Here is a 19200-nt window from a genome sequence, read left to right as displayed (position 1 = left end):
CCGCCGGAAACCCGCATCCCGCAGCGTCGACGATATGGAACCTGAACATCACGATCCCTGGAGCGAGGGCACCCAGCGTGCGATGGAACGACTCATGGCCTTCGGTGTACTCGTCGAGGCCGGATCGCGGCTGGCCGCAGAGAACGCCCGAGCCAAAGCCAACCGAGCCGAACAGGAGCTGCGCGACCAGGCTCGCCAGGAGCAGGACGATCGGAAGGCGAATCGGAAAGCCGAACGGCTCGCTGCGGCGGAGGCGTCTCGACGGAAGCGAGAGTGGTCCCGCCTCGCGGGGGACGAGGAGGGGCTGCGCGACTACCTCGCGGATCTGCCCTTTGTGGAGGTGGCGCGGCACTGGGGACAGGCCGCCCAAAACGCCGACAGCAACCCCACCGACGGCGCCGTGCTGGCCGCCGCCGAAGAAGAGCTCCGTCGCCGGGCCCCGAGCCTGATCGACTTCTACCACCTGGGACGCGACGCGGGACTGTCACGCCAGGAAGCGATGGCGGAGGCGGCCCGCTACGTCTGGTCCGGTTTCGGCCCCGCCCGCCCCCACAGCGGCCGACCATCCACCGCCGGCTCGCTCACCCAAGTCGGAGAAGAACTCGACCAAGAGATCAGGCGACTCGCCGGAACCTTGGACCCGGTCGGCCGGGCTCGACTGCTGCACAACCTCGAAGACAGCGGCTGGTCCGCGCAGTCACTCGCCCATATCGAGACTCTCCTCGACCGGGCCGAGGCCGATCAGCGTGCCGCGGCCACCACGGCCGGCGCGCACGACGACCCCGCCACAAGAGCTGATGAGCATCAGGAGGCCCGCGCCAGCGCCGCAGCAGCTGGCCACGCTGGTGATCTCGCCGCCGCCGACGCCGTCGTCCACGCCGCAGCCGCAGGGCCGGCCGAACCGGCACGGCTGGCCGGCGAGTCCTTCGCCCAACCCGCGCAGCGTGCACTCACCGCCCACCCGACCGCCATGCCAGCCCCTACCCCAACAGCACACTCCGCACAGAGGAGAACCCGGTGACTAGCCGCCGTGACGAGGACCTAACCCGTATGGTCGCCGCCTTGCAGAACCAGGTCGCTGAACTCACTCAGCGTCTGGACGACCAGGCACCCACCGCCACCGACGCGCCACCCGCCTTGAGGTTCCCGACCGTCGAAGCCTGGGTCGTCGGCCTGTTCCTACCGATGTTCGCGTGGCGCGTCGACGGGCAACGTTGGCACTGGTGCCCACAGTGGTGGCGTCACGCAGAGGCGATCTGGCGCCTCGAACTGCTCTGGCGCTCCTGGGAAGTCAGCCGTCTCGCAGCGACCGGCATGTCGGGCTGGTCGGCCGAAGTCGACCGGCACATCCACGAACTGCTCGGCGACGACGGACCCTTCCGACAGTGCCGGGCCGCGGACGACGATCGCGCCGCCCGCCACACCGAACTCCAGCCGGCGACCGCCGAACCTGCCCCCCAAGGCTGGTGGGAGTGATGACAAACCCGGCTCGGGTGATCGCTTACGGCGGCGGTGTCCAGTCGACGGCGCTCCTGGTCCTCGCCGCGACCGGCAGGATCAACTTTCCCGTATTCCTCTTCGCGAACACCGGCAATGACTCCGAGGACCCGGCCACTTTGGAGTATCTCCAGCGGTACGCCAAGCCGTACGCGACAGCCCACGGCATCGAGCTACACGAACTGCACCGCACCCGCCGCGACGGCACCGTCGAAACCTTGTGGGGGCGACTCACCCGAGCTGGATCTCGCAGCCTGCCTATCCCGGTTCGCATGTCCAACGGCGCACCTGGCACTCGAAGCTGCACCTCCGACTTCAAGATCAGAGTTCTTGGCAAATGGTTGAAGCAGCATGGCGCCAACCGCGACAAGCCAGCGACCGTTGGCATCGGGATTAGCCTCGACGAGATCGAACGTGTCAACAGGCGCAGGGCCATGCCGTACGAGATACCGGTGTACCCCCTCCTGGACCACGATCCGCCACTGCGTCGCCACGACTGCGCACGCATCATCGCCGCCGCGGAACTCCCGATTCCCCCCAAGTCGGCGTGCTGGTTTTGTCCTCTGAAACCACCCCGCCGCTGGGGAGAGATGCGCCGTGACCGACCGAGGCTTTTTCGTTCGGCCTGCGAACTAGAAGTCATACTGAACGCCAGGCGGCGCGCACTCGGCAAGGACCCGGTCTGGCTCTCCCGGTACGACCGTCCTCTTGCCGACGCAATCCCTGCAGCGCAACAAACGTTGCCAGGGCTCGATGCTGACACTGGCGGCCTTTGCGACAACGGTTCTTGCTTTACCTGATCCGCCTCAGAACCAACTCCGGGAGCGCGGGGCCACCGACGATCGCGCAGCCGGACACACTGAGCTCCAGCCCGTGATCGCCGAGCCGTGCCCCCTGACGGGTGAGGGGAGTGGCAGCAGTGCCGAGGCATTCGCCGACAGGCTCTCGCGATGGCCAGCCAGCGGCGGTCGGCAACGGGCTTCGCTGGTTATCCACAGACATCGCTGTCCCTGTAGACGCTCTTTCGCATCCTCGAAAGGATCCTGGGATGAACTACACAACTGCGTTGCAGAAGGCGACCACCCGCCTGAAGGCCCGGGGAGTCAAGGACGAGACCGAGGCGCAGGCCAGCCTACGACTGGCGTGTCTGGCCTTCGACTCCCCGGGCGTACCGGCTCAGGAGTGGGCGCTGCTCGGGTTCGAACTGCTCGCCGCGCTCGCCGAGCTGTACCCCGATCCGGCACCAATCGCCGTTACCACCACGCGCCCTTCGATCACGTCAACCCCGACACAGCAGGCCCTGGTCCGCTTCGTGTCGGTACTCGCGCAGGGCTACGACGAGGCGAGCGCGCAGCCGGAACTGCCAACGCAGCGGCGCTTCGCCTATGCCGCGACAGCCGCTCGCTTGAACGCTGCGGTGCGAGTGCTGACGTGACGTACGGAGAATGGCTCTCGCGGGCACACGAAGAACTCACCCACTCCCAAGCACGACTACAGTCCGATCCTGCCGTCACCCTCGATGATGTCGGTGCGACCGTCTTCGCCCGGTACCGGGTCTACCTCCGGCTGGCCAGACTCCTGGAACTGGTGGCCGGCGGTCAACCGGCTCGCGCCGACGTCGACCGCGACACCATCGACATTGCCTTGCGGATGCAGGCAGGGGACCACACAACACGGCTGTATCTGGGACTCACCGCGGCGGCTCGCCTCCACCGGGCCGTCCCAGCCACGCCGTCGATCTGCCGAGTCGGACGCCATCTGGAATCGGCGGGGGAGGCGGTCGCGGTGGCCGGGGAGATCCTGGCCGGCCACGCGCCACCGACGAGACACCCGCTGACTCCGGAGGGGGTTGCGATTCGTGCCGGCGCCGGGCAGAAAGCCGCCTTGGCCGACATCGCCGCGCTGGCCCACGACATGCTGACCGTCGACGCAGCGCTCCCTGATTGGTTGTCGAGCAGCCATCGACTCGCGTACAGCGTGTACGAGGCGGTAGCAGATGAGGCACGCTGGGCCAGCGAAGGTTACCTCCCCGAGGTCATCGACCAAGTGAGGTCGGACGCGGGCGACGCTCCACCTCTGCTGCACCTATTGGAGCCGCCGCCGATACCGGCAGGCGTACGGGCCATCAGAAATGGCGCGACGGCGCGACGTTCATTAGTCGCCGCGCGGGACTGGATGCACCGCAATCCTGGCGAGGTGCGCGCCGCTCACCTGGCCAAGGCGACCCGAGCGGCCCTCGCGATCAGCGCGCTCGCGACACCCAACGCTCGCGGAGCGGACTGGCGTTCCTGGAGCGCTGCGGCTCACGCCGCCGGTCAGCTGCACGGCACACCACCACACGGCCCGGCCACACAGATAGCCCGTGAGCTTGACCTGGTTACAAGCTGGGTCCGCCCCGGGCCACCGCGCCCCGCCCAGCTCAGAAGCTATGGCTCCCGACTCGAAGCGATCGACAAGCTCGCCGCGGCGCTGCCATCCCTGGCAGAAGTCCTCAGCACAGCAACCCAGAGCGCGGCTCGTCACGGCCACTTCTTTGTCGTCGGCAGCCGGGAACTTGAGCGCGCGCCCAGGTCGCTGGTGTATCACGCCGTCGCACGGTGGCGCGTCGCACGTCCAGACGACGAGCAGGTCTACCGGTTGAGATCAGCGCTCTCCTACGTAGGCTCATCCGCACTCGCCTCGGCGCCACCGCATCTAACCCGCGCGGCGCCGCGCCTGGCCAAGCTTGCCTTCGCGGCCACTGCTGGACCGGAGCCCAAGAACTACACAGAAGCCAGTATCCATCAGACGGCCCGACCGTTCCTCCCGGGTTCGAGTCAGCGCGACCGGTCTCAGCGGGGACACTGAGCGCCGAGCGTCCCAGGTACCGGATCTGGATCCCCACGCGCCGGACCCGGGCTTCCGTCGAGGCGGAACACCAGGCGCGTACCTTGCTGCTGTCCGGCAGGTCGGCGGCGCGTACGAGAGGAACCAGGATGACCGATAACGAGACCGAGACCGAGACCATCGCGGGGGTGCCGGTGCACTACCGCGGCGAGTACGTGTTGAGCGTCGAGAACGACTACGAACGGATCTATGAAGAGGATCGCCACGACAACGAGCACCTGGAGGGGCTGGACCGCGAACCGGGGACCACCACCGCCTTGTATGCCGTGGGCAGTGCTCGCTACCTGGCGGAAAAGGCCGGAACGTTGGGCGAGGTACTGCGAGAGCCATACACGCTGCGGACTACCCGGGACGTCGAGGCGATGCTGGCAGCTCTAGCCCAGCACATCGAGGCCCTGGCCGGGGTCGCGGAAGGTCTTGGCGTGTGGCTGGACGCCGCACACCAGCGCGGCGAACTCGACGAGGAACCGGCCGCCGCCCGCGCAGAGCTGGACAGAACTGCGGACCTGCTGCGAGCGGCCGGCGTACCGTTGCGCGACACGGTCGTGCCGGGAGACCGTAGCCCGGCCCTCGATATGGACACGCTGGTCGCCGGAGTGATCGAGCAACTGCGCGCCCGTGGAATCGAGGTCACCGCAGTGCAAGTCTCCGGTTCTGAAACGGTGTGGGAGCTAAGCGGGGACCGGCACCTGGTGCTGAGCAGCGAGAGCAGTTGGGACCTGTGCTTCCCGACCGGAAACGGGTCGAGCTGGAAGCCGATTCCGTTCGGCTTGTACTGCTGGTACGCGCATCCGGCGCAGGTCGCCGACCTCGTGGCCAAGACCCTGTCCGAAATGGAGGCGTGACGGATCAGCGTGACCCGGTGCGGCCTCCCGGAACCCGCCAACCCAACGCGACGTAGCGCCTAAAGTTACCGACAGTGACCAAGGAAGACGGTCGACGCAGGACCCAAAAGTCGCGAACATCTGCTCCCCGCTCTCACGAACGAAGTCATGAACGAGTAAGTCAGGTAGCGGATCGTCTACGGGAACTCCTCGGCTCCTCTTCGTAAGCTGTCAGAGACCAAGGGACTTGTGGGGGCGCAACCGGACAGATCATCCAGCTCCTTTGGCCGCATCTCACGCTGCGAGATGCGGCTACGATGCCGGAGGCACCGACTTCCAGGGGTCCCCCATGGCATCTGCCTGGGGGACCGCTGCCGTTTCCTGGCCCAGCTTCTCCACGAAACTTGCCGGGCCTGCGCTACCCCGTCGCAGAACTGTGGTCACCGGCGGCGGCCGGCGGACGGGCGGCTTTGTCTCCCCATTCCGGCCTCCGCTGGCGGTGCCGTCGCCGGAACTGCCCCTGGGCGAGTGAAGGAGATTTTCGCCAGGGCCGCCGCAGATCCCGAAGCCACCACCGCCGCTCGTGCCACGGTTCCGGTACTGGTGACTCGGGCTGGCGGGGCGGATCGAGCGTGGATGAGTAGCACTGCCGCACTCCCGACCCCTTGCTGTCCGACCGCGCTCACGAGCCGGTCTGCGGTGGCTTGGGCATCGCTCATCCCCGCTAGCTCGGCCGCAAGACGATCCTCGGGGACAGCGCGGTGCAGGGTGCTGTTGCATAGCAGAAGCGGACCCTCGTCGAGCGGGCACACGCTGATGTCACCAGCGCGGACACTAGACGTGAGGAGCAGGTCGGCGATGCTGCCCAACGCCCTGCTCTCCGCCTGGTCGCGGCGCTGCCGACCGACGGTGTGATCGGCAGTGATCTGGGCGAGCTGTCCGGCGCGAATGGTGTAGGCGCGGCAGTCCCCGGCCCAGGCGACCTCCCACCGTACGCCGTGGCGGTTCCCCTCGGCCGGGTGTGCCGCGACGACGAGCAGGGAGGCGTCGCCCGCCTGGCTGGCATGGACGCCGCCGTAGAAGGCGTTGATGGCGGCCCGCGCGGCGTGCAGACCGGCTGCGGGGTTGGAGCGCAAGGTGACCGTAGCGGCGATGTCGACGGCCATCTGTGCGGCGGTCGCTGCCTGAGCATGGCGGCCGATGCCATCGGCGAGGGCCCAGACGGTGATGCCGCTGTCCGAGGCGTGGCGTGTGATCACAGCGGTGGTGTCGACGATCCGGCCACCCACGCTGCGGGCCGCGCCGGACACCGTCGTGCGCGTCTCCTCCTGTCGGCGTGCGCTGGAGGGTGTTGGGCGGTCGACGGGCGGGATGGGCCGCGCCTCGGGATGCGGTGGGGCCGGCGCTGCGTCGGGAGGCGGGTCGGTGCCACCAGGGGCGCCCGTGCGGGCCTGCCACGCCTCGAACACGCCGCGTACCACGTCGGTGGAGTCCAGGCCGAGCTGCTCAGCGGCGGCCTCGGCCATCTCGCGGGTGGCGTGCGGGGCGTCGACGAACAGCTCTGCAACCGCTCGGTAGGCAGTGAGCCGATCCTCCACGAACCGAACCGGATCGGTGATTCGCTTGGTGTCGAACAGCCGGCTGATCGTGTTGGTCATCTGTAGCTGGGCAAGAGGCTGAACGGCGCCGACGATCTCACTCATCGCAAAGATTGGGTCCATGGTGGCAAGCACGTCGGCCGGGTCCTGCCCCTTGGGGAGGCGTACTCCGGAGACCTGGCCGGGCCACCGGGACGCAACCCGGTACACCCGGTCGGCGGCCCGGCGTCCGGCGTCGTCGCCGTCGAAGGACAGGATCAGGTGGGCACCAGGCAGGGTCTGTTGGATCAGGTCGAGCTGTTCGCGTGTGAGGTTGGTGCCGCACGGAGCGACCGCGTACACCGGCGGCGTCTTGGGGATGGCAGCGTGTGCGGCGGCCATGCGGTGCATCGCGAGTACGTCGGCGGCGCCCTCGACGACGAACACGACCGGGTTGCCAACGCCGGCGGGCCGGTTTGTGAGCTGTTGCCCGAGGCCGTAGAGCAGCAGGCGCTTCTGGTAGATGGGCGTTTCCGGGGTGTTGATCCACTTGGCCTCGGCTCGTCCGGTCAGGTCGCGGGCAGTGAAGCCCACAACGCGGTTGTGCGCGTCGGTGACGGGAAATATGAGCCGGTCGCGGAAGCGGTCCAGTAGGTGCCCACTCCTGCTGTGGATGAACCCCAGGCCAGCGCTGGTCACCTCCTCTTCGCTGAACCCCGCCGCCTGGAGGTGGCCGGCCAGTTCGGTCCACCGTCCCGGCGCGTAGCCCACCTGCCACGGCCCCGTTGGGTCCGCCGCACCACTGATGCCGTGACTGTGCAGGTAGCGGCCCGCCTTGCGTGAGGTGTTCAGCCGGTCGGCGTAGAACTGGGCTGCGGCGGTGTTGACCGCGTACAGGCGTTCCGGCGGTGCGGCCGGTCGGTCACTGGCCATCCTGGGCCTCCTCCGACCCGAGCGGCGGAACAACGCTGTTTGCCGCTGGTACCCCTTTGAGCGACGTGAGGGCGTGCACGACATGGGAGAGGGGCCGCAGCTCACCGGCGAGCTGGTCGATTTGCCGCTGTAGATCGGCGAGCATCGCTTCGACCCAGCGCAGGTCAGCCGGCAGCCGGGAGGGGTGCCCGCTCATGACAGGCCCTCGCGGTCATCAGAGGCTGGGAAATGCAGACTCGGCGGATCGGCGTCATGGCGGCTGGCGGCAAGGTCGGCACGGGCGAGCCGGGTGATGGCCTCGACGCTGGCGGTGGTGTCGGCGCCGATGGTATCGGCGTGGTCGCCGCTGTACCACGGCATCAGGTCGATCATGGCTGCTCGGGCGCCGGTCGCCAGCAGGATCGCCCGACCACGCTTGAGGGCACGCAGGTCGCCTGGTTCGAGGATTCGCCGCCGTTGGGCGCTAGTGGAGTAGCTGGTGTGCCCGTTGCCGTCTCGGTTGATCGAGGTCATCGCGACGTCGTGGTCGCCGATGAGTCGGGAGACATCTTCGGCGTGGCGGGCGTCATCGAGTCCGGCACCGATGAGCTTGATCGTGGCGGCGCTCCACAGCGCGGTCATGCCTCGTTCGCCCCACACCCGTTGGCCCTGGGCGATGTTTTGGATGATGGTGATAGGGATGATCGCCCTGCCGCCGAGGTGGCTGTACAGCTGGGGAAGATCGTTGATCTTGCAGATGTTCGCAGCCTCATCCAAGATCGCTAAGACGGGCGGATCGATGCGGCCACCAGCGGCTTCGGCGTGTACGACCGCGGTGCGGAACACGGCGTCGGTGAGTGCGGCGACCAGGGGAACGGCGGCTCCTGCTCCCTCCTTGCTGAGCATGTAGAGGGTGTCCCGGGAGCTGGGCAACGTCGTCACGTCGAGCCGGTCCATGGCGCCGGTCGGTGGGGTGACCCAGGCCATGATCTCCGGGTCGGACAGGCACCGGGCGGCCGTGCGTGCGGTCTCGTACACACCGTCTCTGGTTTCCGGGGCGCCACCTTGGCGCCCGGCGAGGGACCGGGCGGCCTGCGGGTATCCGGCGGCGCGTAGCAGCGTGACCGGCTCGCGGCTGGTCACGTCGGACAGCCACGCTTGCACGTCGGTGAGCGTGCCGTCGGAGTTGGCGGCGGCGAGGAAGAGGCAGGTGAGCAGGTCACCGGCGGCGAGCGGCCAGAACGGATCAGAGGAGCCGACGCCCCGGATCTCCTGGATGAAGTGGTCGCTGAGCCGGGCGGCGTCCTCGACGCCGTTGATCGTGGCGAGCGGGTCCCACCAGAAGGTTTGGGGTTGACGGGTGACCCGCTGGGGGTCGAACGACCACACTCGGCCGACCCGCTCGCGGGCTCGGGCGGTAGCCGCCCACAAATCGGAACGGTTGCTCGTGGCGAGGACCGGCCCTGGCGCGTCCAGGATCGGGGGTACGGCGAGGCTGGTCGTCTTGCCAGCCCGGGGCGCCATGACGGCGAGGATTACGTCCTCCCAACTTGACCGGAGCACCGGACCGCGGCGGCGACTATCGGTGACGAGCCGTCCGAGCGCGATGCCGGTTGCGGCGGCGGGTAGCTGCCTCGGGGCGAGTCCAGCGAGGCTCGGCCGCAGCCGTTGTGCCCGCCGTAGCGCGGTGGAACCGATGAGCTCGTCGACGTCGCGGGCGTGGGCGAGGGACGGCAGCGGGTCTCCGGCCTGCGGTCGGCGGGCCTGCCACCAGACCCAGCCCCAGAAGCCGGGAAGGAACGTTACGGTGAGCAGCAGCGCGTAGGTGAGCGCTACCAGGCGCGGCGCAACGCCGGGCCACAACTGCTGCCAGTCCCGATCAAGCAGCCGTCCGGTGAAGTCCCAGCCGAAAGGTGGGCCGGTGTCCCACGGACGTCCGGACGCTACGGCGGCGAGGCGGCCGGCGAGCCATGCCAACCAGGTCAACGCCATGGCGGTGGAGCAGGCACCCAGGATGAGCCACGGCGTTAGGGGGTATCCGCCGGCGCTGCCGCGCGGGTAGATCGGCTGCTGGTTGCGGATGCCGTTCACCGGGCACCCGCCCGCACGGCCGCGTCGGTGTCGTAGAGCGACACCTCGTCGCCGACCAGGTGCAGGGCGACGGGAAGCCCTGCCCTCTCGCCGGTCTTGACGAGGTACTTGCCGCGGCCGGGATGAGTCGCGCCGGGCACCAGGGCCTCCGGGGCGGCCCAGGACGCGACCATGTCCCGTTCGGGCCCCGAGAGACGGACCATCTGGCCGATCCGGTCCAGCTCCCGGCCGGGCAGCGCGGCCAGGATCTTGATCGCGCACCGCTCGGCCATGCCGCGCCCCTTGGCCCGGTCCTCGTCGCTGGCGAGAGCGTCGAGATCGTCAAGAGAGTGGGTGAGCATGATCTGCGCGACGCCGAGGTTGCGGGATAGCCGGGTAAGCGCGTCAGCGGGTTCGATCAGTCCGGGTGCCCCCCGTAGCGCTCGCCACAGCTCGTCCATCACCGCTAGGTGACGGCGCCGGGGCGCGAGGCCCTGGTCGGCGAGTACGGCCGCGGCGTCGATGACCGCGTAGCCGTAGCTCCAGGTGGACAGCATCGCGGCGGCGACAAGCTTGTCGCCTGCGGCGGCCACGCGGGAGATGTCGATGCTGACGGCCTTGGCGGACAGGTCGATGGGGGTGGATGTGGCGGAGTCGAAGACCCCGGCGAGGGTGCCCTCGCACAACAGTCGGAGGGTGGCGACAAGATCGTCGATCCGGCGGCGGTAGTCGGCCAGAGAGGTGGCTCGCGCGGCGGCGCGGATCGTGTCCGGTCCTTGATCGAGCACCGTGAGCACGTCGGGGATCACCGGGTCGCCGGTCCGGCGCGCGGCGAGCAGGTCGACCACCCTGCCGAGGACGACCTCCTCAGTGTTGTTGACCCGGCCGCCGTCGCGGACCAGGGTGCACAGGGCGATGAGCAGGGTGAGACGCCGGCCGCGCACCTCTAGGCGGAGCTGCTCGGCGTCCGGGCCGCTCATCCGCGAGAGCACCGCGCCGAGCGGACCGGCGTCGAGAGGATTGATCCGGTCCAGTCCTCTGCCGACGCGAATGACCTGGCCGTCGAGGTGCTGCACGACCCGGGTGTAGTCCGGCTTGGTATCACCCAAGATCAAGGTCTGGCTGCCCGTAGCGGCCATCCCTATGACCAGCCGCTTGGCCAAGGCAGACTTGCCCGCACCCGGCTGGCCGAGTGCGAAGATGCCGGTGTTGGTGATCAAGCCGGCGTTGAGCCACTCGAACGGGTCGAGTAGCACGGACTCGCCCCAGAGCTGGTGGCGGCCAATCGGTACGCCAAGCAGGGGAGCCCCGCTGCCGGCGGTGAACGGGTACAAGCCGGCGGCCTGCACGGTCGTGGCCTGGTACTCGGTGCCGGCCGTCACGTGGACGGCACGGCCGGCACCCGGTCGCCGCCACCCCCACACCGGGGCGACAGGGCCGAACGGGGACACGTCGATATCCGCAGATGTCACTGGTAATGCTCCTGAAAAGAGAAGAGTCAGTGCGGCCACTGCTGGGCCAGCACCGGCGGGCAGATGCCTGCCGGCAGGGTGACGGCGAACCCGGTCGCCTGGGAGCGCCACAGGCGGCGCAGCCGCACCTTGCACGTCTCGGCGCGGCTCTCCACGTCGGCGACGGCCCGGCCCAGGTCGGCTGGATCGAGCACGGTGGTGGTCACCCATAGGCTGATCAGCCCGACGCCGGCACCGAGCGCTTCTTCCCGGGCGGCTTGCGCGGCCTGCTCGTGGTCGGCGATGTCCCGGGCGGTCGGGTCGAGCTTGCGCGCCCGCCGGTAGGCCGACCGGAACTGGGCCGCATTGACCTGGCGTTCGACCTCACCAGCGGCCTGGGCCGCGGTGAGCGGCCGGTACAGCAGCGTGACCCGCTTCGGGTAGTCACCGGGTGCGAGAAGCCGTGCGAGCACGTGATGGGTGACTGGCTGGCGCGGCGCCTCGTGCCACGCCCAAGTCACGCTGGTAGCCCCGTCGTGCTCGTACCGGTCGGTGTGCTCCTGGGCGGCCACGGGACCCGCGTTGCTCCAGTCGAGCAGGTTTACTGCCGCGTCGGAATCGGCGCTGAGCAGCCGGGTCACATCACCTCGACTGGTTGGGTCGAAGCTGTGCCGCACGATCCCCGCGAGCTGTGCGGTTGTCGCCCGCCCCAGCACCGTCAGCCCGCATCCGGCCAGAGCGTCCTGCAATCCGGGCAGGGCGCGGTCGACCTCCGCGAGGCATTCCGGCACCGTCTTGGGACGTGCCGGCGACGACCCTGGGTCGAAGGTGATCGACACGCTCGTCTGCACATCTGCGGCGGCCTGCGGTGCGGCGGCGACGAGCTGCTGAAGCACACGTACCGCCGCCGCAGGCCCGTCCGGGGCCAGCCGGCCAGTGATGTAGTCGGCCAGTCGGGTGCCGGAGTCCGGGGCGGTGTCCACGGTGACCGCGACCCACCGCACGATCGGCACATGGCCGAGACCGGCAAGCCAGCCGCCCCAGTTCGACACCCACGCGGTAGCCGCCTCCGCGTCGGCCAGCCACGTGGACTGGGCGGCGCAGCGCAAGGTGACCGTCATGGTCCCGAGCCGGCGATGCCACACCACCCCGTAGGTGCCGCCGTGGCCGTCATCGGCGGACAACAGCACGGTCGGGGCGAGCACGCCCGGCAACTGCCAGGCGTGCTCCTCGGCCGACATCACACCGCCGCGGTAGCTGGTCCGACCCCGCGCGGTGCCGCTGACCCACCGCAGACGCTGCACCAGCGCCTGCGTCAGCGACACTCCGTCCCACTGGGCGACGTTGCCGACGATGATGGCTAGGCAGACCGGGCCGACCACCACGAGGGCGGCAAGACTTACCGACACGGTGATCATGGCGATCGTCATGGTCCCGAGCACCACCATGGTCTGGCCGAAGCCTAGGCCGAACATGCCCAGCGTTCGCGCCCGACGCCAACCGCCGTACGTGCGCGTCTCGTTGACCGGAGAGTCAGCAGACATCCCGCTCACCCGGTTTCCGTCGAACGGGCGGCTGTGCTCGCCGCGGACTTGACCGCCGCTCCCGCGACCTGGGCGCCGACGACGACACCAGCGACGACGGGCGCGGCAGGACCCGCAGCGGGGGAGGCTCCCACCGCGCCGGAACTCGCAGTGCTTGAACCGGCTGCCGCACTACTGCCGGTGGCCGTCGTCGTAGCGCTACCGGATGCGGTAGTCGCCGTCGTGGTACCCGCCGACGGGGTGGCGCCGGCGCTAGGGGTTGGACCGTTGAACGTTGGTGGCGTCGGTCGGGGTGCGCCCGAGCCGCTGTCGCCCCTACCGCGCGAGGGCGGCGGGTAGCGGCGGTCCATGTCGCGCGCATAGTCCGTCGCGGTCATGCCGGACGCGCCGCGGGACGACGCCACCGCGTGCAGTCCGGCCGCGCCTGCAGCGGCCAGCATGCCCGCCGAGTTGCCCGACTGCTGGACGGCGCCCACCGTCCAGTTGAAGAACCGCATCATGGCGGGCAGCGCGACGAGGGTCAGCCCGAGCATGCCGGCGCCAGTGAACCAGGTCGAGATGTCGCGGTTCTCGCGATCGCCTATGAGCATGAACGCGACCGCGTAGCTGGTGGCGGCGAACGGTTCGTAGAAGACCAGCGCCAGCAGCCAGCCGAGCACCCGCCTCAGCCAGTTACTCGTGGCTGCGGTGAAGCTGCCGCTGGCGGCAAGTTGCAGCATCCCGGCGAGGATGATGATGGCGCCGTTGCGGAACAGCAGCAGCATCGCTTGCACGATGCTCGCGACGAGCATGAACAAGCCCACAATGACCACCAGGATGCTGGCGATGTTGGGGCCGACCGGAAGCAGTAGCAGTTGCATCCGCTCGGCAAGCGCGTTGGTCTTGCATCCTTGGTCCTGGCCAAGACCTGGGGCGCAGTCCATGCCCCAGGTCAGGACCCACTCCGTGTAGGACTGACACGCCCTGAGCAGCATCTGGGTGCCGGTGAGGCTCACCGCGCCGAACAACGCCGTCGTGAACAACCCTTTCACGACCGTGACGAGCGGTTCGCCCTTCCGGTTGATGATCAGCAGAAGGGACTGCCACATGATGCCGCCGATAGAGACCATCAGCGCGAACGGCAGCATCCACTGCTGAAGGGTTCTCGCCGCCGGCGCATGTTCGACGTCAACCGGGGGCAGATACAGCCACCAGGTCACCGAGGACTTGATCAGCGTGGACTGCGCCTGACCGATCAGGATGGCGAGGTGCCCGATCATGCTGTCCGCCACCGCCCCGGCGACCTCGGTGGCGCTCTCCTTGACGACCTCGCACTTGAGGTCCCATGCGTCGCACATGGCTACCTGCCCGGCAGTGGCGTGTAGCTGCGGACGACAGCGGGACCGACCAGGGCGCGCACCGTCGACCAGTCGCCCTGCGGCGGAGCAATCAGGCGCCAATCCGAGCCCGACCAGGAAACCTGCACCACGGTGGCCGCGCGGGCGACACCACCTTCGTCGTCCGGCGCCTCAATGAGCAGCCGCAGGCTGGCAGCCTGCGAGCTGTACGCGTCGATCCGTACGCCAGCGATCGAGGCGTAGATGGGCGCGAGGGGTTCCCCGTAGGGAACTTGCAGTTGCTCGCGGCCGATGGCGTAGTCCTGGTTGACGGCATCGATGTACGCGGCCATGTCCGGCCCGACGACCTGCTCACGCAGCGTCGGATCCCACACGCGTGGGCCCACGTGAGGACTGGTGCGAACCAGCAGATGCAGCGCCGCGAGAACGGCACCAGGAGCTGTCTGGGCGAACTGCTGTGCCCGCCCGCCCGCCAGGTCGCGCGGACCCGCCGTGGCGGAGACGGGAAGGTCGAGTCCGGCCATCGTGATCCAGGTCAGATCGGTTGGCCAGACGATGGCTACGTCCGTCTGTTGAGTCGCTGGCGCCGCTTGGTCGCCGGTCGGCGGGTGCACCGTGATGAGTTGCTGGTCGGGCGAAGCGTGGTCCTCTTGTGAAGGCGTGTCGCCGCTGCGGGCGACCGCGAGCGACGCCAGCACGAGAAGCGTCAACCCGGCAGCGCTGACGGCCAGGGGGCGGATCCGGCGGGGCGCCGCGTGCCGGAAGCGTGGGCGACTCATGTCAGCGCCACCCCCGAGATGCCGGCGGCCAGGCTGGTCAGTGCCAGCCCGGCGAGCACCCAGGGAACACCGGCCGCACCGTCGACGGCAGTCTGCGACCGGTTTCTTCTACCGATGATCATCATGCCCGCGCAGATCATGAATCCGAGAACCCCGGCCACGAGCAAGAGCCACTTGCCCCAGCCGAGGAAGGTGTTGGCGATCGCTTCCATGCCGGGCGGCGCGGCGGGAGCCGGATTCGGGGGAGCTGGATTCGAGGGAGCCGGGTTCGGGGCCGCGGCGAGCACCGCTTGGCCGGCAACGACGAATTTGAGGATCATGGTGATCTCCTCCGACGTGGGAATGCGGCCTGGTCGGGCCGCTGCCGGAGACATTCGTGGGAGTCCGGTGCCGTTACGGGTGCCGCTGGCGTTGGCGGCAGCGCTACGGGCGCTAGGGGTAGCCCTAGCTGCCGGTTGCTGGACGGAAGGAGAGACAGGTCAATGAGCCGCCGCCGTCTCGATCGGGCGACGGCGAGCGGACGCCAGGGCTGTGCGACTCAACGGATTGTCGCGGCGTACGGGCCGAGGTCGAAAGTCGATGGCCGAACGGCGTCGAGCAGCGGGTCGAGCTGGACGCTGCGGGGGTCGAGATCATCGGCGAGTTCGACGCGAGGCTGGCCAACCTGCCCCGCAAGGAGGCCGCAGTCATAAGCGTCGGCTGATCGTCGGCGAGGGGACCGAGCCGAGCGGTGCGAGTGCCACGGCTCGGTGCGGGGACCGAGCCGAGCGGTGCGAGTGCCACGGGTGCCGGCAGCCCTTGCCGGCGCCGCGGGTACCCGTGTTTGATCCACCTACTCGATGTCGTAGTCGTACGGATCCTTGGCGGCAGCGTTCCTGCGGCTGCCTTCCGTGCCCGCTCGCCGAAGCCGCTGCGCGCGGTCGGTGAGTTCGGTCGCGTTGACCGCCGGCTCGACACGGTCGGCGGCCTTGTCGTCCATCAGTGTGGGGCGGGCCATGACGGCTCCTCGGTCGGCTCGTGCCCCGGTTACGTCTGGGGCCGCCCGCGCCCGGGCCACCCGCGCGACCCTGGTGATCGATCCCTGGGCTACGTCGGCGCCCGGCCCGCGTCTGTGTGGGCTGGGCGGTGGTCGATGTCGGCGGTGCTACGGGGTTACGGCAGCGTCGCCGGTAAGGCACGGACGTGAGCGTGACGAGCATGACTTGCATCCGGCGATCCACCGTCCTGGCGGTCGCTCTCATCGGATCGCTTGGAGCCTGTTCCACGGCCAGCCCACAGCCACGGCTCCAGGCATCCGCGACACCAGTTGCCCCGCCGGTCGACCCGTCGACCGACTATTCCGATCCGTCAGCGGTGTGCGAGGGGTTTGCCGCGACCGCGCACCGTATCGACACCACCATCGACCAGGACCCGGCCGCCGCCTACCAGCGGTCCGTGGCGTACCTGGACGCCAGGTTGGCCGCTGCGGTGGCCCGCCGAGACCCCGTACGCCAGACCGTTCAGTGGCAGGCGTGGATCCATTACCGGGCCTACACCGAGGTCCAGGTCGCCCCGTACGCCGGAGACGCGCTCCCGCCGGACACCGCTGAGCAGCGGCACCATGCCGTACTCGTCACCGTCCAGCCGGTCGGGCGGGACGGCTGGCGTGGTCCGTTGGAGCGCCACACCGTCGTGTGCACCCTTCAGCCGAGCACGATCGGCTGGCGGATCAGCGGCTACGAGATCGGCTGACCGCGATGACCGGCACAACCGGGCAGGCCAGCACGACTTCGAAAAGCGCCGTGGTGCTACTGCTTGTCGGCGTGCTCGCGGTGGGCGCTGGTCTGGTCGCCTTCGTCAGTTCAGGCGCCGCCACCCTGCTCGCCGGAAGCTCGGAGCTGGTCGCGGCGCCAGCTAGCGGCCAGCTCAACATCGACGCGATCTCGCCGCACGCTCGCCATCTCGCTCCCTGGGTGGCGCGGGCTGGCTCGATCTGCCCACAGATCGCCCCGCCGGTGATCGCTGCGCAGGTCGACCTCGAAAGCAGTTGGAACGCCGACGCGGTCGCCCACAATCCACCTGACCGTGGCGGGGACGCGATCGGCATCGCCCAGTTTCAGGCTGGCACGTGGGCGACGTGGGGCGACGACTACGACAACGACGGTCGCAATGGTCCGGACGACCCCGAGGACGCCATCTACGCGATGGGCCGCCTGATGTGTGACCTCGTCGCGTGGGCTAGCCGCAGCATTGAGGCGGACCTGCTGACCGGCAATCCGCTCGACATCGCCTGGGCCGCCTACTTCTGCGGCAGAGGCTGCGTCATCGGCGCTGGCGGCGTACCCGCTGCGGGCAAGGCGCACGACTATCCCCAGCAGGTCCGCTCCCGCATCGGCAACTACACCCTCGCGTCCGGAGGTACCGGCGCCTGGCGCCTGCCCCTACCCGCGGGCAGCTACCAGCTCGTCAGCAGGTTCCGACCGCCGAGCCGACCCAAACACGACGGCGTGGACCTTGCCGCGCCCACCGGAACCCCGATCTACGCCGCCGCAGCCGGAGTCGTCCTGGCCGCCCGGTGCGACAGCGCGTACTGCGACCGCCCCGGGAACCCGGGACTGCCGGGCTGCGGACTCCTGATCAACATCAATCACGGCAACGGCATCGCGACCCGCTACTGCCACGCGGTCCGTCTCGCTGTCTCAGCCGGCGCCCAGGTCCAGGCCGGGCAACTCATCGCTTGGGTCGGGAGCACGGGCCATTCGTCTGGACCACACCTGCATTTTGAGGTTCATCGAGACGCGCCGCCCCTGACCGCCGAGAACGCGGTCGATCCATTGCCGTGGATGGAATCGATGGGGGTGCACATCCGGCGATAACCGACCACCCATCACCTTCGACCCTCTGCACCGCTGGCGTCTGCTGGCGCTCCTCAAGACCCGGTAACACCTGGAGGTATCCTCGATGCTGGTAACTGCTTACGACTCCCAGTCCTCGCGACCGCTCGCGACCTCAATCACGGTGGGGGCGGCCGGCCGGACCGGTCCCCGAGCCCACCTCATCGACACCCGCGTCGTCGACGTCGGCGGTGGTTGGCACCCGGGCACCTGGCGCGAAGACCTGCGCCGGCTCGCCGATCGGGCCCGCGTGACCGCGCTGGCCCTGCGTACCCAGCCCAACGAGCGCCAGCTCTCCGACTACGACTGGTCGCAGATCATGCGCGGCATGACAAACTATCTCGGTCTGGCGGACCGGCCGTGGGTGGCCGTGCGAACTAACCCGACCACCCTCACCCTGCTCAGCGATGCCGCCAACGGGCCACTGAACACCGACGCCGCCCGCGCCTATGCCCGTACATCAGCCGTCACTTCCCGGCTCGCCCCCGCCCACCCGCGACCGGCGTCGGCCGCACCGGCCTCCGCTTCTAGCGCGGACACCGTCGAGACGGCCAAACCGACCTCTCTGCCGCGCGACATTGCGGAGTTGAGTTTCGCGGCCCCGCCCACGGCCGCGGCGGGCACTGCCGCCGCGCCCACGACCTTCCAGCCCAGCCGGGCGCCGATCCACCGAACAGCCGCTCGCCCGCACGGCCGATAGACGACGGATTCGCAGCATGCCCGCGCCATCGCGCCGACTACGCCACCGGCCGCAAAGCATGATCACGAAAAAGCCCACCCGGCCTCGGCCGGCGGCGATGCAGCTCCCGCTGCGGCTCGGAGGCGTCCCATGAACCCTCGACCTGTCGACCGGGACGCTGTCGCCGAGGCGGTCCGGGTGATAGCCGACGAGCGACCCGGCCAGCATCCTGTCCGGCTCGTCCGACTGGCCGCACCGAACGAGGTGCCATCGACCGCCGGCGGTGACTCGGCTGCCCGGGAGGCCCTCTGGGCGGCCCAGAACCACCACAACAACAGCCTGGATAAGGGCGACCCCAGGTCGCGGGGGATGTGATTCCATTGGCGAGGAAGCGCAAGGAGATAGCCGGGCAACTGTCGTTCGACGACTACCTCTGGGCGCGCGCGCCGGAACCGGCCGGTTCCGACGAGTTGGAGGTGGAGACGAGTGAACCAGTACGCAGCGCAAGCGAAGAGTCACTGGCGAAATCACCTGCCGAATCGGTACCGGCAGATCGCGAACCCGGACGAGGTTTTCACGGAGTTGGGGGAGCAGATCGCCCAACGGATCGAGGACCTGAGCAGGGCGCTGGCCGGTCCGGACCCGGAGCAGGAGACGTACCTGGACAAGCTCGGCCGGTTGAACAACGCCAGGCTGAGCGCCGAGGGCCAGGTCCTGCGAGAGATGCTGCCCGACCCGGAGACCGACCTCAGCCCGACCCGCTAGAACCCG

20 protein-coding genes are annotated in these 19200 nt (G+C 69.2%); 11 read left to right on the top strand and 9 right to left on the bottom strand.

The window, feature by feature from the left end:
* The first annotated feature begins 82 nt into the window (after positions 1-82).
* The 6 genes from ACQEUR_RS13100 (at position 83) to ACQEUR_RS13075 (ending at position 5228) form a co-directional block, all read left to right on the top strand.
* Entirely contained in the window at positions 83-1021 is a 939-nt protein-coding gene (locus ACQEUR_RS13100; protein ID WP_433029902.1) for a hypothetical protein, read from the top strand.
* Positions 1022-1062: 41 nt separating this feature from the next.
* The gene (locus ACQEUR_RS13095; protein WP_433029900.1) at positions 1063-1476 is read left to right on the top strand and encodes a DUF4913 domain-containing protein; all 414 of its coding nucleotides are present in this window, start codon (positions 1063-1065) and stop codon (positions 1474-1476) included.
* Entirely contained in the window at positions 1476-2297 is an 822-nt protein-coding gene (locus ACQEUR_RS13090) for a phosphoadenosine phosphosulfate reductase (protein WP_433029899.1), read from the top strand. The genes ACQEUR_RS13095 and ACQEUR_RS13090 overlap by 1 nt, the downstream gene beginning before the upstream one ends.
* A gap of 248 nt (positions 2298-2545) precedes the next feature.
* Positions 2546-2932, top strand: a complete 387-nt coding sequence (locus ACQEUR_RS13085; protein WP_433029897.1) for a hypothetical protein — start codon at positions 2546-2548, stop codon at positions 2930-2932.
* Positions 2929-4344: a hypothetical protein gene (locus ACQEUR_RS13080; RefSeq protein WP_433029895.1), complete on the top strand. Its 1416-nt coding sequence runs from the start codon at positions 2929-2931 to the stop codon at positions 4342-4344. Before ACQEUR_RS13085 ends, ACQEUR_RS13080 begins: the two co-directional genes overlap by 4 nt.
* 128 nt (positions 4345-4472) lie before the next feature.
* Positions 4473-5228, top strand: coding sequence for a hypothetical protein (locus tag ACQEUR_RS13075; protein ID WP_433029893.1), 756 nt, complete (start codon positions 4473-4475; stop codon positions 5226-5228).
* 419 nt (positions 5229-5647) lie between these two features.
* On the opposite strand, the gene ACQEUR_RS13070 is transcribed toward ACQEUR_RS13075, so the two are convergent.
* From ACQEUR_RS13070 to ACQEUR_RS13030, 9 genes are all read right to left on the bottom strand, one after another.
* Positions 5648-7717, bottom strand: coding sequence for a toprim domain-containing protein (locus tag ACQEUR_RS13070; RefSeq protein ID WP_433029891.1), 2070 nt, complete (start codon positions 7715-7717; stop codon positions 5648-5650).
* Entirely contained in the window at positions 7707-7913 is a 207-nt protein-coding gene (locus tag ACQEUR_RS13065; RefSeq protein ID WP_433029890.1) for a hypothetical protein, read from the bottom strand. The genes ACQEUR_RS13070 and ACQEUR_RS13065 overlap by 11 nt, the downstream gene beginning before the upstream one ends.
* Positions 7910-9787, bottom strand: coding sequence for a type IV secretory system conjugative DNA transfer family protein (locus ACQEUR_RS13060; protein ID WP_433029888.1), 1878 nt, complete (start codon positions 9785-9787; stop codon positions 7910-7912). Before ACQEUR_RS13060 ends, ACQEUR_RS13065 begins: the two co-directional genes overlap by 4 nt.
* Positions 9784-11238, bottom strand: a complete 1455-nt coding sequence (locus ACQEUR_RS13055; RefSeq protein WP_433029886.1) for a hypothetical protein — start codon at positions 11236-11238, stop codon at positions 9784-9786. The genes ACQEUR_RS13060 and ACQEUR_RS13055 overlap by 4 nt, the downstream gene beginning before the upstream one ends.
* Positions 11239-11264: 26 nt before the next feature.
* Complete coding sequence (locus ACQEUR_RS13050; protein ID WP_433029884.1) at positions 11265-12761, bottom strand: SCO6880 family protein; 1497 nt, start codon at positions 12759-12761, stop codon at positions 11265-11267.
* Between the two features lie 5 nt (positions 12762-12766).
* Positions 12767-14098 carry a hypothetical protein gene (locus ACQEUR_RS13045; RefSeq protein WP_433029882.1) on the bottom strand — a complete coding sequence of 444 codons (1332 nt, stop codon included), beginning with the start codon at positions 14096-14098 and terminating at the stop codon, positions 12767-12769.
* A 2-nt stretch (positions 14099-14100) separates the two neighbouring features.
* A complete protein-coding gene (locus ACQEUR_RS13040; protein WP_433029880.1) occupies positions 14101-14808 on the bottom strand; it encodes a hypothetical protein in 708 nt (235 codons plus the stop codon).
* A gap of 65 nt (positions 14809-14873) precedes the next feature.
* Positions 14874-15197 (bottom strand): hypothetical protein, encoded by a 324-nt coding sequence (locus ACQEUR_RS13035; RefSeq protein ID WP_433029878.1) that lies wholly within the window; start codon positions 15195-15197, stop codon positions 14874-14876.
* Positions 15198-15709: 512 nt separating this feature from the next.
* Positions 15710-15874, bottom strand: coding sequence for a hypothetical protein (locus tag ACQEUR_RS13030; protein WP_433029876.1), 165 nt, complete (start codon positions 15872-15874; stop codon positions 15710-15712).
* A 356-nt stretch (positions 15875-16230) separates the two neighbouring features.
* Here ACQEUR_RS13030 and ACQEUR_RS13025 point away from each other — a divergent pair, with 356 nt between their 5' ends.
* The 5 genes from ACQEUR_RS13025 (at position 16231) to ACQEUR_RS13005 (ending at position 19194) form a co-directional block, all read left to right on the top strand.
* Complete coding sequence (locus tag ACQEUR_RS13025; RefSeq protein WP_433029874.1) at positions 16231-16608, top strand: hypothetical protein; 378 nt, start codon at positions 16231-16233, stop codon at positions 16606-16608.
* A 5-nt stretch (positions 16609-16613) separates the two neighbouring features.
* Positions 16614-17732 carry a M23 family metallopeptidase gene (locus ACQEUR_RS13020; RefSeq protein WP_433029872.1) on the top strand — a complete coding sequence of 373 codons (1119 nt, stop codon included), beginning with the start codon at positions 16614-16616 and terminating at the stop codon, positions 17730-17732.
* An 85-nt stretch (positions 17733-17817) separates the two neighbouring features.
* On the top strand, positions 17818-18450 hold the full coding sequence (locus ACQEUR_RS13015; RefSeq protein WP_433029870.1) for a hypothetical protein: 633 nt from the start codon (positions 17818-17820) through the stop codon (positions 18448-18450).
* Between the two features lie 129 nt (positions 18451-18579).
* Positions 18580-18804 (top strand): hypothetical protein, encoded by a 225-nt coding sequence (locus tag ACQEUR_RS13010; RefSeq protein WP_433029868.1) that lies wholly within the window; start codon positions 18580-18582, stop codon positions 18802-18804.
* A 111-nt stretch (positions 18805-18915) separates the two neighbouring features.
* Entirely contained in the window at positions 18916-19194 is a 279-nt protein-coding gene (locus ACQEUR_RS13005) for a hypothetical protein (protein WP_433029866.1), read from the top strand.
* Positions 19195-19200: the final 6 nt, after the last annotated feature.

The organism is Plantactinospora sp. CA-290183, assembly GCF_050936375.1.
In the GTDB taxonomy this organism is placed as follows: domain Bacteria; phylum Actinomycetota; class Actinomycetes; order Mycobacteriales; family Micromonosporaceae; genus Plantactinospora.
This window is presented reverse-complemented; position numbering and strand designations above follow the sequence as displayed.